Annotated in this window: 18 protein-coding genes; 4 read left to right on the forward strand and 14 right to left on the reverse strand. The window is 72.0% G+C overall.

The features are described 5' to 3' along the window. Positions 1 to 504: 504 nt before the first annotated feature. The 9 genes from D7294_RS11480 to D7294_RS31895 all read right to left on the reverse strand — a co-directional run bounded on the left by D7294_RS11480 (position 505) and on the right by D7294_RS31895 (position 4,374). Entirely contained in the window at positions 505 to 840 is a 336-nt protein-coding gene (locus D7294_RS11480; protein ID WP_120678399.1) for a hypothetical protein, read from the reverse strand. Then, complete coding sequence (locus D7294_RS11485; RefSeq protein ID WP_194117740.1) at positions 837 to 1,628, reverse strand: deazapurine DNA modification protein DpdA family protein; 792 nt, start codon at positions 1,626 to 1,628, stop codon at positions 837 to 839. The genes D7294_RS11480 and D7294_RS11485 overlap by 4 nt, the downstream gene beginning before the upstream one ends. After that, the gene (locus D7294_RS11490) at positions 1,625 to 2,656 is read right to left on the reverse strand and encodes a DUF2637 domain-containing protein (protein ID WP_120678676.1); all 1,032 of its coding nucleotides are present in this window, start codon (positions 2,654 to 2,656) and stop codon (positions 1,625 to 1,627) included. The genes D7294_RS11485 and D7294_RS11490 overlap by 4 nt, the downstream gene beginning before the upstream one ends. A 104-nt stretch (positions 2,657 to 2,760) precedes the next feature. Further along, a complete protein-coding gene (locus D7294_RS11495) occupies positions 2,761 to 2,949 on the reverse strand; it encodes a hypothetical protein (RefSeq protein ID WP_120678401.1) in 189 nt (62 codons plus the stop codon). Next, the gene (locus D7294_RS33705; protein WP_277751081.1) at positions 2,946 to 3,068 is read right to left on the reverse strand and encodes a hypothetical protein; all 123 of its coding nucleotides are present in this window, start codon (positions 3,066 to 3,068) and stop codon (positions 2,946 to 2,948) included. The genes D7294_RS11495 and D7294_RS33705 overlap by 4 nt, the downstream gene beginning before the upstream one ends. Then, positions 3,065 to 3,334: a hypothetical protein gene (locus D7294_RS11500; protein WP_120678403.1), complete on the reverse strand. Its 270-nt coding sequence runs from the start codon at positions 3,332 to 3,334 to the stop codon at positions 3,065 to 3,067. The genes D7294_RS33705 and D7294_RS11500 overlap by 4 nt, the downstream gene beginning before the upstream one ends. A 158-nt stretch (positions 3,335 to 3,492) precedes the next feature. Beyond that, positions 3,493 to 3,711 (reverse strand): hypothetical protein, encoded by a 219-nt coding sequence (locus D7294_RS11505; RefSeq protein WP_120678405.1) that lies wholly within the window; start codon positions 3,709 to 3,711, stop codon positions 3,493 to 3,495. A gap of 82 nt (positions 3,712 to 3,793) precedes the next feature. Continuing rightward, a complete protein-coding gene (locus D7294_RS11510) occupies positions 3,794 to 4,234 on the reverse strand; it encodes a hypothetical protein (RefSeq protein WP_120678407.1) in 441 nt (146 codons plus the stop codon). Then, positions 4,231 to 4,374: a hypothetical protein gene (locus D7294_RS31895; RefSeq protein ID WP_158674610.1), complete on the reverse strand. Its 144-nt coding sequence runs from the start codon at positions 4,372 to 4,374 to the stop codon at positions 4,231 to 4,233. Before D7294_RS31895 ends, D7294_RS11510 begins: the two co-directional genes overlap by 4 nt. Before the next feature lie 575 nt (positions 4,375 to 4,949). Between D7294_RS31895 and D7294_RS11515 the strand changes: the two genes are divergently transcribed. Further along, entirely contained in the window at positions 4,950 to 5,750 is an 801-nt protein-coding gene (locus D7294_RS11515) for a GntR family transcriptional regulator (protein WP_120678409.1), read from the forward strand. After that, a complete protein-coding gene (locus tag D7294_RS11520; RefSeq protein ID WP_120678411.1) occupies positions 5,747 to 6,415 on the forward strand; it encodes a YdcF family protein in 669 nt (222 codons plus the stop codon). The genes D7294_RS11515 and D7294_RS11520 overlap by 4 nt, the downstream gene beginning before the upstream one ends. 1,239 nt (positions 6,416 to 7,654) lie before the next feature. On the opposite strand, the gene D7294_RS11525 is transcribed toward D7294_RS11520, so the two are convergent. Together D7294_RS11525 and D7294_RS11530 are read right to left on the reverse strand one after the other, a co-directional pair. Then, on the reverse strand, positions 7,655 to 7,993 hold the full coding sequence (locus D7294_RS11525; protein ID WP_120678413.1) for an XRE family transcriptional regulator: 339 nt from the start codon (positions 7,991 to 7,993) through the stop codon (positions 7,655 to 7,657). After that, complete coding sequence (locus D7294_RS11530; protein ID WP_120678678.1) at positions 7,990 to 8,376, reverse strand: type II toxin-antitoxin system RelE/ParE family toxin; 387 nt, start codon at positions 8,374 to 8,376, stop codon at positions 7,990 to 7,992. Before D7294_RS11530 ends, D7294_RS11525 begins: the two co-directional genes overlap by 4 nt. A gap of 700 nt (positions 8,377 to 9,076) precedes the next feature. On the opposite strand from D7294_RS11530, the gene D7294_RS11535 reads away from it, so the two are divergent. Continuing rightward, entirely contained in the window at positions 9,077 to 10,087 is a 1,011-nt protein-coding gene (locus tag D7294_RS11535) for an excalibur calcium-binding domain-containing protein (protein ID WP_158674611.1), read from the forward strand. Between the two features lie 86 nt (positions 10,088 to 10,173). Here the strand turns inward: D7294_RS11535 and D7294_RS11540 are convergent, their stop codons facing one another. The 3 genes from D7294_RS11540 to D7294_RS11550 all read right to left on the reverse strand — a co-directional run bounded on the left by D7294_RS11540 (position 10,174) and on the right by D7294_RS11550 (position 12,582). After that, the gene (locus D7294_RS11540; RefSeq protein WP_158674612.1) at positions 10,174 to 10,920 is read right to left on the reverse strand and encodes a hypothetical protein; all 747 of its coding nucleotides are present in this window, start codon (positions 10,918 to 10,920) and stop codon (positions 10,174 to 10,176) included. A 185-nt stretch (positions 10,921 to 11,105) separates the two neighbouring features. Then, a complete protein-coding gene (locus D7294_RS11545; protein WP_120678418.1) occupies positions 11,106 to 11,924 on the reverse strand; it encodes a hypothetical protein in 819 nt (272 codons plus the stop codon). A gap of 112 nt (positions 11,925 to 12,036) precedes the next feature. Further along, a complete protein-coding gene (locus D7294_RS11550; protein WP_241562277.1) occupies positions 12,037 to 12,582 on the reverse strand; it encodes an RNA polymerase sigma factor in 546 nt (181 codons plus the stop codon). Between the two features lie 201 nt (positions 12,583 to 12,783). Here D7294_RS11550 and D7294_RS11555 point away from each other — a divergent pair, with 201 nt between their 5' ends. Further along, positions 12,784 to 13,692, forward strand: a complete 909-nt coding sequence (locus tag D7294_RS11555; RefSeq protein ID WP_120678420.1) for a serine/threonine-protein kinase — start codon at positions 12,784 to 12,786, stop codon at positions 13,690 to 13,692. The last annotated feature ends 198 nt before the right edge of the window (positions 13,693 to 13,890 follow it).

Raw genomic sequence — 13,890 nt, forward strand, 5'->3', positions numbered from 1 at the left:
CGCGGCGAAGGCACCGGGCCCCTACGGCCCGCACCGGGCGCCGGGGCCGGGGTTCGGGCGAAGGTTCCCCACCCAGCCGCGGCGTGGTATCCGCCGGCCGGGGCACGGTGACGGCCGTGCGGCCTTGGCGGGCGGGCCGCCGAGGCCGGAAAGCTGAAGGCGCCACGGCGGCGGTTGACCACCCGCCTCACGGCACCACCCGCCGCCGCCACGCCCACCGCCGCACCCGCCGCGGCCAGCCCCACGGGGCCCGCGACGGACAGCGCTCCGGCGGCCACCAGACCGGCCGCGTTCGCCCCACCGGCCAGCAGCGGCCTTCCCGGCAACGCGCCCGGCACGGCGGCCGGAGTGGCCGGACTCGGCGGTTCCGGTGGCGGAATCGGTGCTTCCACCACCACCTGCGTGCTCGTATCCGACATGCTGAAGTCCTCCATCACCCGTCGTGGTTGTTGGGGACCGGCGCGGCCCACGTGCTGCCAGGCCAGGGGGCCGCGCCGGGAATACTCACAAGCCGAACAGGTCGCGCTGGGCCGCTTCCGGGCGGCCACGGGCGGCGCGGTTGGCGGTGCGTCGGGCGCCGTCGCGGCAGGGCGGGCACCATGCGCGCAGGTGCTCGCGGGCAAGGCGGGCGGCGGCGAGGCCGGTGACGGTCGGGTCGGCCGGGGCGGCGATCAGGCGCACGGGGCCGCCGCGCTTGCGGGCGGGCCGGTCGTGCTCGTGCGGGCAGCGTCCCTGCCCGGACTTGTGCGGGTTGCCGCACTCCCCGCGGCACTGGCAACGCCACCCGGCCGCACGCATCACCCGACGCCACGCGTCGGCGTAGGCGATCGGCTCGCTCATGCCGCCTCCCAGGCGATATCGAAGGCGAGTTGGTGCGGGCGCGGGCAGGAGATGACCTTCAGCACCCGTTCCCGCCACCTGTGTGCGTAGCGCAGGCAGTTGGCGCAGTTCTTGTGTCCCGAGCAACCGGGCAGTGGTGGCCGGCGCCGGGCCTCGAAGGACCAGGCCAGGGAGTCAGCGGAGGTCAGGGAACTGCCGCATTCGGCAAGTCCGAGTACCTTGAACCCGAAGCCATGCAGCCGGTAGCCGCGCCCGGCCAGCGTGCCAACGATCTGCGCTGCTTCACCCGTAGCCTGGCGGCGGCACACCGAGCCGAGGCCGACGACCGGTTCGGCGGCGAGATCGATCCCGGCCCGCTCGTAGCGGTCGGCACAGTCCTCGTAGTCCTGCCTGCGCCATCCCTGAATGACCGGGATGATCTTTAAGGCGGGGTCGATGGACTTCAGATCCAGGTAGTTGCCCACCGTGCGGGCCAGGTGTTCAGATAGCGGCAGGCCGGTCTTGGCCACAATCCACGGCTCGCACATCCAATCCTGAGGAGCCGCCCAGGCCATCTGGCCGATCTCCCCGGCATACCGGCGTACCGCGGCGGCGTACTCGCGCGGCGGCACGGTCCAGGCACCATGCATCGACAGCTCCGTGAACCCGCCAGAGTCCAGCGCCCACCGGGAAGCCGCGCGAGGCAGTCCCTTGCGCCCCTTCAGCCGACGGTGCGAGACGAACAGTGGCACGCCCGCGGTAGCCAGCCACGCCGGGTGATGGGTGCCCAGATAGAACAAGACACTCACGCCCCCACCCCTTCCAGCTCTCCATTGGCCTTCCGAACCTCAGAGAGACGGGCGCAGACCCAGCCGACCGACCAGCCGGTCTGGGCGGCCAGGTCACGTACCGGGGTGCCGTGAACGGCGCCCTGACGGATCGCCTCGCGGGCCTTGGCCTCGGTCATCTTCACGCGTTCACGCGTCACCTGGCCTTGCCCGGCAGGCTCCCCGCTCTGTTCACGAGGGGCCTGTTCCGGCACCCCGCCGGACTCGTTGCGCCGTTCATGAACAGCCGGAAGCGCGGGAGCGGGGGCTGCCTGTTCACGCCGTTCAAGCGCCTCCGCCGCCCGCTCCGCCTCCCGCTCGGGCCGCTGCTGGGCGGACGCCTGGCGGGCCTGCCCGCGGGGCGCTTCCGGCCGCTGAGGCGCCTGTCGGTGCTCGGCTCGGGCCAGGGCGGCGGCGTGTTCGAGGCGCTGCCGCTCCATACGGGCTTCGTGCTCACGCTCCTCGCGGCGCCGGGCCGCCTCCCACTCGGCGCGTTCACGCGCCAGCCGTTCGGCGTGCTCGCGATCCTGCCTCGCCTGTTCACGCGCGGCCTGTTCACGGCGTTCAAGCGCGGCCTGTTCACGCTCCCGCTCCTCACGGGCCAGGCGTTCACACTCCCTGCGCTCTTGGCGCTCGCGCTCCTCGACGGCCCGCCGCTGGTCCTCCAGCCGGGCCAGTGCCCGGGTGATGGCGCGGCGGTAGGCAAGGCTAGTCTCCGCGGTGACGATCAGCAGCAGCGGGGCCACCGCATGGACGGCGACGCCCACCGGGTCACGGGCAAGCGCGGAATCGGCGACGTTCAGACCGAGGGTCATCAAGCCGGTCATCCACCGCAGCAGCAGCGGCCAGCCCCCGCCCTTGGCATCCAGCCGGGCGAGCACGGCGTCCAGCCGCACCACGATCACGACGGCCGCGTCCACCACCAGCGGAAGAATCGGCGCCGTGGCCTCCCAGCCCGAGGGCGTGTGCCCGAGCATCAGCGGCGTGACCGTCAGGATGCTGTAGAGCATCGCCCCGGCCACGATCAGCCACGTCCCGGCGTTCAGCGCGCGCTCGGCAGCCACCACCGACTTCAAGTCCGACCGCGTCCCCGCGCCGGCGGGGAACCGGGCGCTCACGGCGTCCCGCCTTCGACGTAGAGGAAGCGGAAGAGCGCCTGCTGAAGTTCGAGCAGATCCTCGCCGCTCTTCACGGGCGGGTAGCCGTGCCGCTCAAGCACCGCGGCCACCTCGATCGCCAAGCCGAAGGTGAACCGCCTGTCGTCGCTCGGCACGGGCCGAATCGGGTAGGCGCGTTCGCTCACCAGACACCCCCGGCACCGAGCAGCGCGGCCAGCGGCAGGGTGACCGCGCTGCCGACCGTGCCGAGGACAGCCGCGGCAACGTCGAGCAGCGCCAGCGCGATCGAGACCTTCGCCTTCATCGCGCGACCACCGGCCCCCCACCCCACCGCGCGGCGAGCGCGAGGGCGTGAGTCTCGATCGCGGCCAGCGCCAGCGTGGTGACCGGCGCGGCAAGGTCGGGGTCGTCGGCCAGGATGTCCGCGCCGGCGTCCAGCCGCGCGGCCCGCTCCTGCTCGCTCTCGCCCTCGACGCCGAGCCACAGCTCGGGGTCGGTGCCCATGCCGAGCGCCAGCTCGACTAGGTCCTCGTCACTCAGCACCTCGTGGGTGCCGACGAACTCTCGCATGTCAGTGTCCTGCTTCTCTCGTTGGGACAGGCAGGCGAGGCCGGTGGGCGTCCTGTTGGCGTGGAACCCACCGACCTCGGGGAATCGCTCGTCAGCGGGCCGTGCCGCCGAGCGGGGTGGTCATGCTCGCCTCGAACAGCTCGGCAGCCCTCCGGCAGTCAGACCGTCAGCGGGTCGAGGGTGAAGAACACCGGGTTGGCATCGGCCATCTCCGGGTGCTTCTCGGTGATCTGGGCGCGCAGGTAGTCGTAGACCTCCTTGCGGCGCGCCCCCGGGCGCAACCGCAGCTCCCCGGCCCAGCTCGCCTGGCCGCGGCCGGGAAGGTTGAGCGTGAGGATGTAGAAGTGCGTCAGCTCGGGGGCGGACTGCTCGGGCATGCGGCCTCCAGGGATGCCACGGAACACGGGACTGTCCCGGCTCCCCTCACCGCCGGTACGCGACCGGCGGATCGGGCAGCCGTCAGGCCGCGATACCGGCAGCGACGGCCAGCCACCCCTTGTGCCAGGACTGATCCAGCAGGTAACCCGCCGCCGGGTCCCGCCGAAGCCACTTCCCCTTACCGAGGCGGTGGGCGGCCCGGACCAGACCCCTCGGGGTTTCGTCGCGCCAGTGCCCACCGTGCCGGTCGGCGTAGTAGTGCGTGACCGCGGACACGGCCAGCGCGGCGGCGGCGCGACCGGGGCGAACGCCGAGCTTCAGCGTCCGGTTCGCGGCCCACAGGGCGGCGGCCTGAGTCGCGGTGTACGTGGCCACGTGCCGCAGGCAGGCACGGGCCCCCTCCGGCCCGTTGTTGCCCTTGGCGCCGGCGTCTTCGTCCCGCTGCCCCCAGTGGTCGGCCACCTCGTGCGAGGCGGTCAGCACCGCATAGACGGCGGCAAATCGGGAAGCTCGGCGGCTCATCGGGAACCGCCCCTCGACGTGGTCAGCGCGGCGACGGCCTGACCGTGCCGCCTGAGCTCGGCCTCGGCCTTCTTCCGGGCCTCCTCAGCCTTCTTGGCGGCCTCGGCCGCCTCCTGCGCGCTCGGCGCACTACGATCCACGAAGGATCACTCCCTATGCCTGTAGGTGAGTTGGTCTCAGGCCCCGGCCGGTGTTGCGAGCGCCGGTTCGGGGCCGTCTCGTGGGGCAGTCCTGCATCCCCCCGCGCATCACCGCGGTCGCGCCGATGGACGGCGGTGCGCGGTGATCACGGGCAGCTCAGGCGTCTGCGGGTTCGTGTGGCCCGAGGTGACGCGGCGGGCGTTGCCTCCTGCGCTGGTCCGGCGCCAGGCGGCACGCCCCGGTACTTCGACGAATCACTGACCCTCCCTTCGGCCGACGTGACGGGGAAAACGCACTGCAAGGGGGACTCGCGGTCCCCACCCTCCGGCCGTTGCTCGCGGTCGCCGGGCCACCTCGCCAGTACGGGCCGAAACCCTGTTTCACCTGGCCTTTAGCGGGATTGCAGCGTCCCCGCCCTCAGCTTCGGAGCAGCACAAAGAAGGCCCTCCGCGGCCCGCAGTCCCGGGACTGCGGGCCGACGAGCAAGAGCATGCACCCGCAGTCCCGGGACTGTCAACAATCCCGGGACTGTGACGTTCTGTGTTTCACTGGCAGGGTCGAGAGGAGTCCCCGCATGGCGCCGAAGTGGCAGGAGCTGGCCGACGAGTTGCGCGCGCTGATTGTCAATGGCGACCTCAAACCCGGTCAGACATTGCCGCAGATCAGGGACCTCGTCGAGCAGGGAAAGGGCTCAAAGACCACGGTTCAGGCCGCATACAAGGCCCTCGAAGCGGAGGGGCTTATCGCTCCGTCGCGCGGACACGGGACCGTCGTGCTGGAGCGGCCGGTCCTCAAGCGCCTCGGCACGGAGCGCTACGACAAGGCGAAGTGGCGCGACGGCGACGAGGTCGCCTTCATCGCGGATCGGAAGGCGTCGAACCGGCCCTACCAGCGCAGCGACCAGACACAGACCGTCAGTCGAGTGCCGGCCCCCGCACAGGTCGCCGAGGCGCACGGACTTCCGGCCGGGGCGGAGGTCTACGCGCGCGCCCGGCTGGTCAAGGAACAGGGGCGGCCGACGCACACCCTCACCAGCTATTACCGACCCGAGCATGTGGAAGGAACGCGGTTGGTCGACCCGACGCCCGGGCCCGCTGGCCGCGGCGGCGGGTTTCGTGTCCTCTATGAGGCCGGATACGAGCCGGACTCGATGAAAGAGGTACTGCACTCGCGCATGCCGACCCCCCAGGAGAGGGAACTTCTCCAATTGCGCCCCGGCGAACCGGTCGTTGAGTTGCACAGGACCACGTACACAGCTGACGGCACGGTGATCGAATACGCCATCGGCGTGCACGCGGCGTCTCGCTTCTCATGGGAGTACCGATTCCAAATTCCAGATTCGGCCCACGTCCAAAAGGGGGTGCCGCAGAAATGAGCAGCGAGGTGTCGCCACAAAACTGGGCGGACGCGGGCATTATCTGGGAATTCCATCAGATGCACCATGCGCTGCGTCCCTGCTCGGTCGCGATTGGACTCGGTAGTCACGACCTCGGCGTCGCCGAGACCACCGCCGAACTGTACGGAATGGGCCTCGCCCCCATCATCGTGTTCACCGGATCAAGCAGCCCAACGAGCCGCAGCCGCATGCCCAGAGGCGAAGCCGTCCACTACCGGGAGCGTGCACTGGAACTCGGCGTACCCGGCTCGGCCATCCTGGTGGAGCCGGAAGCGAGAAACACGGGCGAGAACATCCGTTTCTCTCGACGCCTCCTTGAGAAAAAGGGGGTCGAGGTGTCCTCGGTCCTGCTGATCAGTAAGCCGTACGAGGAACGAAGAGCGTTCGCTACCGCCCGCAAGCTGTGGCCTGAGGTGGATACCGTCAGTGCTTCCACGCCTATGACGTTGGAAGAATACGTCGCCTCGATCGGAGATGCGCGACTTGTCATTGACATGCTGGTCGGCGCATTGCAGCGGCTCATCATTTACCCGCGGCACGGATTCATGATCGAACAGGCGATCCCGCCAGAGGTCACCGCGGCTTTCGACGCACTCTGCCAGGCAGGCTTCACCAGCCGACTCGTGCCCAGCACGGCGAAGTGATTCGCCTCGCGCCGCCGACAGCGCCGGGCAACCACAACACACCGAAGCGCCCAACAGCGGCACGTCATCAGCACGAGGTCATGCTCGCCCGCTGGCGCGTCTCATTGAGCACGGGCCGTTGTCCTGGTCTTTGTCCAGTTCACGGACGAACGTCGCCGTTCACCGCCGTACGCGCATCCCGCCTGAGCTGCGCGGCGTACGCCCGCGAACGCCCCCGAACGGCCAGGCGGACAGTTGGAAAGCGTGTTGGGTTCACACCCTCACGAGTTCGAATCTCGTATCCTCCGCACCGGCTACCAGCCAGGATGAGGCCCCGACCGTGATCACGGCCGGGGCCTCGCCCGTTCTCCGTCTCACTTCCCGTCTCGGTCGGCCGCCGAGTCTCGCCGGAGCGCGCCACCCGACCTGGCCCGCGACCTGCTTCAGCACCGGGACCTGCTTCAGCACCGGGCCCGGTGACGCGCACGTTCCGCGCCCGGCAGCCGAGCCGCCCCACGAGAGACCCACCGCGTGATCGCGTCCACGACGGCCTCCGGGACACCGAAGATCTGCAACGCCGTCGTGGCGGTGTGACGAGCGTCATGCCCCCACGCGTCTCGGACCCCGGGGTCCCACAGGAGCCGCTTCCACACCTTTTAGTCGGTGTTGGGACTGAGCGGCCCACCGCTGGGCGAGGCGAAGAGGCAGCCCTTGCCGTTCCATACCAGACCGGTCGCCAGAGGTTCGGCCTCCTGCTCTTCCCGGTGCTTGCGGAGCAGCCTGACACGCACTCCGCCCATGCGTCACAATGGCCGGCCTCCTCTGCCGGGTCTGCGGAGGCGCCGCCGACCGCAACGCACATGGCATCCTGTGGCTACTGGGTGAAGCATCCGATGCTCCGAACACCTGGCCCCAGGGCCTGGAGACGAACTCACCCCCGGTGTGCCACCCCTGCGCAACAGCCGCAGTCCGAGGCCGCCCCCACCTCAAGCGGCGCCACGTCGCCCTACGAGTCCGGCTGGACCCCGGCCGGAGTCCACGGCGCCCTCTACGAACCAGCCCGAGCCGTACCGGGGCCGGCGCCCCGGGCGGTCGGCCGCGTTCCCGAACGGGAGGCTGCCGCATACGGTGATTCCCAAGCTCAGAGCGCGAGTTCGATTCTCGTCGCCCGCTCCAACGATAGTGGCCCAGGTCAGGGACATGGTCCCCAGCCTGGGCCGTTGCGTTGTTGGGATAATGGGGGGCGGTGTGCCAGAGCGATCAGGCGACCGTGAACTCCGCGTCGCCGAAGTCCGCGACCACGCGCAACCGTCCGCCGAGGGCCTCTACGTAGGACCGGAGCGTCGCCAGCTCCGCGCGGTCGATGTCACCATGCTCGATCGCCGACACACGTGGGGCGGAAACCCCCATGGCCGTGGCCACGGCGCGCTGAGTGAGTGCCTGTTCCTGTCGGATCTCCGCGAGGCGGTGGGCGCGCACCTCGGCGACAAGCCGGTCCATCGCCTCCCGCTTCTCCGCCGACGAACGCACGGGCAGCCCGGCAGCCGCACGGCGCTCACGCGCCCTGCGCTTCGTTTCCTCCCAGCTGACCGCACTCATTGGTACTCCCTGCCCTCAAGATCGGCTATATGTTCCCGGTAACGCTCTTCTGCGATGGGGATATTGGCCTCATACCAACCCCGCCAATTGCCGGCCTTATCACCTGCCACCAGCAGCACCGCCCGGCGTACGGGGTCGAAGGCGAAGAGAATGCGGATCTCGCTGCTCCCCGACGAACCCGGTCTCAGTTCCTTCAGATGGTGGTTCTCGGCACCCTTGATCCGGTCCACCAACGGCCGACCCAGCGTAGGCCCCGTCTCGGCCAGCAGATCAATGGCGTCCTCTACCTGCTCGGCGCTCTCCCAGTCCTCTTCAGCCAGCCTGTCGAACCACGCCGCGACCTCCGCGACAAGTACTACCTCCCATTGAGCCACGACCGGGATGTTAACGCAAGTATTAACCTCGTCCGGGCTCCCCGTCGTCACGCTCGGTGCCCGGCACTCACCTCCCACGTGCCCGTGCCGTGCCCGATGAGGCGGCGAACCGTGGTCATCAGCGGGCACCGCGGCGCACGTGCTTTTTCCACCGGCGGTGGTCGAAGTTCGGTCAGGGGCTCGCCCGTGGGCGAGGCGCACGCGTGTCTCGCCCGGAGATCGCCCGCGATCCGGCGCTCCCGCTCCTGCCGGCCCTGGTGCCGGACGAGCGGTTCGAGCAGGACCCGGGGACGCCGACGGGCTGACGGGGGGACCAGCGGCATCGCTCGCCTGCATCGTGCCGGGGCCGGTTCCGCTTGGCAGGCTCGCCGCTTTGCCCCGGCCCGGCGGTGCGCTTCGACGCTGCCTCGGCGCTTCCTCGGCGCGGGACGCGGTGGGGTGCGGGAACGCGCGGCTGCGTGTGGGCGGCCGCTCCGGGTCCCGACGGTGCCGGTGGAGGGCGCCGGAGTCGGGGCGTTCGGGCGGGTGTGCCGGAACCAGGGCACAGATCGGTGAAGTTGCCGAAGAGTCGCGTGATGTTCGGTAACGTGCCGCCCCTTCACTACGTCGAGAAGCCGGAAGGTCACCGAACGCCATGCAACCTCCGATGCCCGCCCCGCCACCGCCGTTTCCGCCCGCCCGGCCGCCGTCGGTGTGGCGCCGTTCCTCCGTGATCGTCCTTCTGCTGGTGCTCTTCCCGCCGGCCGGCATCTGGCTGGCCTGGCGGAGCGGCTGGCCGCAGCGAAGAAAGATGGTGGCCAGCGGGTTATCGGCCCTGTGGCTCGCGCTGCTCGTGTTCGCCGGTCCCTCCGAGGAGGAGGGCTCCCCCGACGCCGAGTCGGCGTCCGCGGACGCCGACGCCGGGCAGGCGGCGGAGGGCGAGGCGGAAGAGCCGCGCGAGGTGCCGGACTACGCCGGCCAGAACCTCGCCGTCGCCGTCGACGCCGCCGAGGCGGCCGGGTACCGGGCCGCCTCCCACGACGCGACCGAAGGCGACGCCTCGCAACTCGCCGCGGCGGACTGGACGGTGTGTTTCCAGGACCCCGAGGCCGGCGCCGCGATCACGCCGGGGAGCACGATCGACTTCGCCGTGGTGCGTGCGGGCGAGCCGTGCCCGGCGGCCGACGGCCTGGCCGTGCTGAGCCCGACCGTTCCCTCCGTCGTCGAGTTGCCCTACGCGGAGGCGGTCGAGCGGCTGGCCGACGAGGAGTTGACCGAGGTCGAGGCGCGCAGCGCCTACCGGGACGTCGACCTGCCGGACGAGCACGGCGACTGGCTCGTCTGTTTCCAGAACCCCGGTGCGGGCGAGGAGATCGAGAGCCCGGAGACCATGACCGTGCGCCTGTCGCTCGTCGAACCCGGCACGGACTGCCCCGCGGCCGACAACGACCGGCTCCACCCCGAACCGGAGCCCGAGCCCGAACCGGAACCGGACCCCGACCCCGATCCGGACGCGGGCCGCACGACAGGCGGCGGGGACTCCGGCGGTTCCGGCGGCAGCTCCGGGGGCAGCTCCGGCGGGTCAGGCGGCGCGGAAGACGACTCCGGCGGCGGCGGATCGGTCTACTACCGGAACTGCGACGCGGTCCGTGCCGCCGGCGCGGCCCCGCTGTACGCCGGTCAGCCCGGGTACGACGGCCACCTGGACCGCGACGGCGACGGCGTGGCCTGCGAGTCCTGAGTCCCTCGGGCGGCCTCCTGGTTTCCCGGCCACCGGCCGGGAAACCAGGGCGGGTTGCGGCCGGGGGAGGCGGGTGGTCTGCGCGGTCAGCCGGCGAGGCGGTGGAGGGCTGCGGCGGTGATGCCCTGGATGTAGGCGGGGTCGTCGGTGGGCTGGCCGGCGAGTTCGACGATGCCGAACCTGCTGCCGCTGCGGATGACCGCGACGCCGCCGGTGGCCTCCTCGTCGCCGCTGAAGGCCGGGTACCACGTGCCCTCGCCGGCCGGGACGGTGAGCGCGCGGCCGCGGCCGTAGTACCAGTGGCCCTTCGGCTCCTCCTGGCAGTCCCGCACCAGTTCGTTGAGCCGCTCCGCAGAGGCGGCCGCCGCGGCCTCGGTGGTGCCCTCCGCGAGGGATTCGGTCAGCAGGGAGTCGGGGGTGTCGAAGGTCCAGATCACCTCGGCGTAGGCGCCGGCCCCGCCCGCGGTCAGTTCGCGCATCGTCTCCTCGCCGGAGCAGGCGGAGAGGGCCTGGTTCCCGGCCGTGGCCACGGTCGCGTCGAGCGGGGAGAGGCCCTGCTGGTAGAAGTCGTCCCGCTGGATCAGGTTGCCGGGGCCGAGCCGGGGCTCGGAAGTGGCGGCAGCGGTGGCAGCGGTGGCAGCGGTGGCGGCGGTGGCAGCGGTGGCGGTAACCGGGTCGGCCGGCGAGCCCGGGTGCGTGCCGGCAGCGGTGGCCGCGGCGGCGGGGTGCGTGCCGATGCCGGCCGCGAGGAGGGCGGCGCCGAGGAGGGCCGCCGCGCCCGCGGTACGGCCGCGGCGCGAGAACGTTGTGCCGGGTGCCTGGTTGCCGAACATCTCATCCCCTGTGTGATTCACGACGCGGTGTGCGTCTCGTAGGCGGAGATGCCGGGCGTTCCGGAAAGGTTGGCCGCCGGCCTGCATCGGGCACCGCACCCCGGCCGGTGCGCCCGACCCCGGCCGGTGCGCCCGACACCCCGGTCGGCGCGCCCGACGCCGCGGCCGGCGGGGGCGAGGCGGTGTCAGAGCCGGGTCACGGCGGTGCGGACGACCCGCGTCATCGTGGCCGTGTCCAGGCAGGCGTTCACCTCGAGGACGCCGTAGTGGGAGCCGTTGCGGAGGATGGCGATGCCCCCGCACGGTTCCTGGTCCTGGGGCGCGGTCCCCGTGGTGTTCAGGTCACCGTCGTAGAGCCCCATCCAGCTCGCGGTGATGCCGGGGGCCACGTCGATCGTCTGGGTCGGGCCGTAGACCCAGTGGGTGGCCGGTTCGTTCTGGCACGGCACTTCCTCCAGCAGGAGGCGCTCGGCGAAGTTCTCCGCCAGGGTGGCGCTTCCGGCGTCGGCGGCGACCTCGCGCGCGACCTGGTCCTCGATGTCCACGGCCAGGGTGGGGTCGGTGGCGTCGGCGTACGCCGTCTGCAGGAAGCCGCGGAAGTGCGCCTCCGGCCCGCCCAGGGTCTCGCCGAGCGTCTTCTCCCCGGCACAGGCCGCGTTGGCGTACCTGCCGTCTCCGACCCGGTCCCGCACGCGGATGTGGCCGGTGATCCCCGCCTCCTCGAAGGTCGTCACCTCCAGGAGGTGCTCCTCGGTCATGGGGCCTGTTGCAGGCTGTGGCGCGGGGGAGCCGGTGCCCGGCGACTCGTGGGCCGTCGGCTCGCGGCCCGGTGACTCCTGGCCGGGTGACTCCCGGCCCGGTGACTCCCGGCCGGGTGCGGAGGGCGCCGCGTCCTGCGGTGTCCCGGAGCCGCCGGAGGAGCGGGCGGGCAGGACGAACCGGCCGGTCAGCACGCCGAGGCCGATGGCCGCCGCCAGGATGACGACGATCGTCCGAACTCGCACGGCAGCACCTCCCTGGCCCTACTCAAGCCGATGCCGGCGGGGAGGGGAAAGTTGGGGTCGATCGGGGGCGGGCCGGACCCGTGCGGCCGCCCGGCCCCGCGGACGGGGTGGCTCAGCGGCCGCCGGCCAGGCGGTCCCGCATGAAGCGGCGGGCCTGGTGGATGCGGTCCTTGACGGTGCCCAGCGGGGCCTGGGTGATCTCGGCGATCTGCTGGTAGGTCAACCCCCCGAGGTCGCGCAGCACGAAGGACTCCACCAGGGCCGGATGCCGTGCTTCGAGCGCGGCCAGCGACTCCATCAGGTCCAGGCGGGTTCCCGCGATGACGCTCGTCGTGCGCGGGTCGGTGCCCTCGGGAACCACCGCGTGGCTCTCCTCCGCGCGCCGGCGCATCGAGCGGTAGGTGGCCCTGGCGGCGTTGGAGGCGATCACGGTCACCCACCCGAGGAACGAGCCTCGCCCGCGGTAGGTGTCCAGGTGGGTGCTGATGGACAACAGGGCGTCCTGCGCGGCCTCTTCGGCGTCGGCGTGGTGCGGCAGGAACCTGGAGCAGCGGCGCATCACCACGGGCCGCAACCTGACGAGGAGGCGATCCAGGGCCACCCCGTCGCCCGCCTGGGCGGACGTCACGAGCCGCCTCAGCTCCTCCTCGTTGCTCACCCGCTGTCCCCCGTCCCTCGTGCCCCGGCGTCCCTCGTAGCCCGGCATCATCCCTCGTAGCCCGGCGTCCCTCGTCGCCCCGGGCCCGTGCCCCGGCCTCGTGCCCCAGACCTCGTCCCGCCGCGCCTTCCGCCCGGCGGCACCGCGCCCGGGGCCCAGTGCCTCCGGCGGGCCCCGGCGCCTCCGGCAGAATGAGGCCACATGCGGAAGCTAGGTCGTTACGTCCTCGAGGACAGGCTGGGAGCCGGCTCCTTCGCGACCGTCTGGAAAGCATACGATCCCGAACTCGACACGGATGTCGCGGTCAAGGTGCTGGCCGACAACTGGGCCGCGAACGCGGACGTACGCGAACGGTTCCTGGCGGAGGCGAGGCTGCTGCGCAGGATCTCCAGCCCCCGGGTCGTGCGCGTGCACGACGTCGGCGTCCAGGACGACCGGCCGTTCTTCGTCATGGACTACATACGCGGCGGCACGCTGGCCGAGAGGATCGGGCACTGCGAGCCCGCCGAGGCTCTCCGGCTGGCGGCCGAGGCCGGGTACGCGATTCAGGTGCTGCACGGCACGGGCATCGTCCACCGCGACATCAAGCCCTCGAACCTCCTCCTCGACGCCGGCCGCACGCCCCCCGCCGTGCTCGTCGCCGACCTCGGCAGCGCGAAGCAGCTCGCCGACGCGTCGGGGCTGACGGTGACCACCGGCACCCCCGCCTACATGGCGCCGGAACAGGCCCTCCAGGCGGGGGGCTTCGACGGCCGGGCCGACGTGTACGCCCTCGGCGTCGTGACGTTCGAGCTGCTGACCGGGCACAAGCCGTTCGGTCCCGGCGGGCGCGCGGCGCATTCGGCAGAGCGCGCGCCGGCCTCTTCGGCGCCCGCGCTGCCCAAGGGGCTCGCGGTCCCCGAGGGCGTCGACGCCCTGCTGCGCGCCGCGCTGTCCGTGCGTCCCGAGGACCGGCCGCAGTCCGCGCGGGCCTTCGCGGACGCGCTGCTGTCGCGAGGGGGAGGGGAATGGGCGCCCCCCGGACCCTCCCGGCGGGCACGGCTCGCGGTCTGGCTGGCGGCGGTCGCCGTGTTTCTGGTCTCGGCGGCGCTGACCTGGCTGACCCGCTGAAGGCGGCTTGCCGCCGTCGTACGGGGTCCCCCGCCCAGGTGGGCTTGCCGCCACTCAGGCCGGCCTGGCGTCGGCGGATTGGCCTGGCGTCGGCGGGGTTGGCCCGTCGCCGACGGGGTTGGCTGCCGCCGACGGGGTTGGCCTGGCGTCGGTGCGGTTGGCTTGCCGCCCGGTGAACGCGGCTCGCCGCAGGCGTGA

Origin of the sequence: Streptomyces hoynatensis, assembly GCF_003626535.1 — a bacterium.
Lineage (GTDB): Bacteria > Actinomycetota > Actinomycetes > Streptomycetales > Streptomycetaceae > Streptomyces > Streptomyces hoynatensis.

What these genes read in the sequence shown, in the direction of transcription:
- D7294_RS11490 (WP_120678676.1), bottom strand. Translation starts at nt 2,656, where the DNA reads ATGCTCTACAGCATCCTGACGGTCACGCCGCTGATGCTCGGGCACACG.
- D7294_RS33705 (WP_277751081.1), bottom strand. Translation starts at nt 3,068, where the DNA reads ATGAAGGCGAAGGTCTCGATCGCGCTGGCGCTGCTCGACGTTGCCGCG.
- D7294_RS11555 (WP_120678420.1), top strand. Translation starts at nt 12,784, where the DNA reads ATGCGGAAGCTAGGTCGTTACGTCCTCGAGGACAGGCTGGGAGCCGGC.
- D7294_RS11510 (WP_120678407.1), bottom strand. Translation starts at nt 4,234, where the DNA reads ATGAGCCGCCGAGCTTCCCGATTTGCCGCCGTCTATGCGGTGCTGACC.
- D7294_RS11505 (WP_120678405.1), bottom strand. Translation starts at nt 3,711, where the DNA reads ATGCCCGAGCAGTCCGCCCCCGAGCTGACGCACTTCTACATCCTCACG.
- D7294_RS11515 (WP_120678409.1), top strand. Translation starts at nt 4,950, where the DNA reads ATGGCGCCGAAGTGGCAGGAGCTGGCCGACGAGTTGCGCGCGCTGATT.
- D7294_RS11480 (WP_120678399.1), bottom strand. Translation starts at nt 840, where the DNA reads ATGAGCGAGCCGATCGCCTACGCCGACGCGTGGCGTCGGGTGATGCGT.
- D7294_RS11520 (WP_120678411.1), top strand. Translation starts at nt 5,747, where the DNA reads ATGAGCAGCGAGGTGTCGCCACAAAACTGGGCGGACGCGGGCATTATC.
- D7294_RS11500 (WP_120678403.1), bottom strand. Translation starts at nt 3,334, where the DNA reads ATGCGAGAGTTCGTCGGCACCCACGAGGTGCTGAGTGACGAGGACCTA.
- D7294_RS11525 (WP_120678413.1), bottom strand. Translation starts at nt 7,993, where the DNA reads ATGAGTGCGGTCAGCTGGGAGGAAACGAAGCGCAGGGCGCGTGAGCGC.
- D7294_RS11540 (WP_158674612.1), bottom strand. Translation starts at nt 10,920, where the DNA reads ATGTTCGGCAACCAGGCACCCGGCACAACGTTCTCGCGCCGCGGCCGT.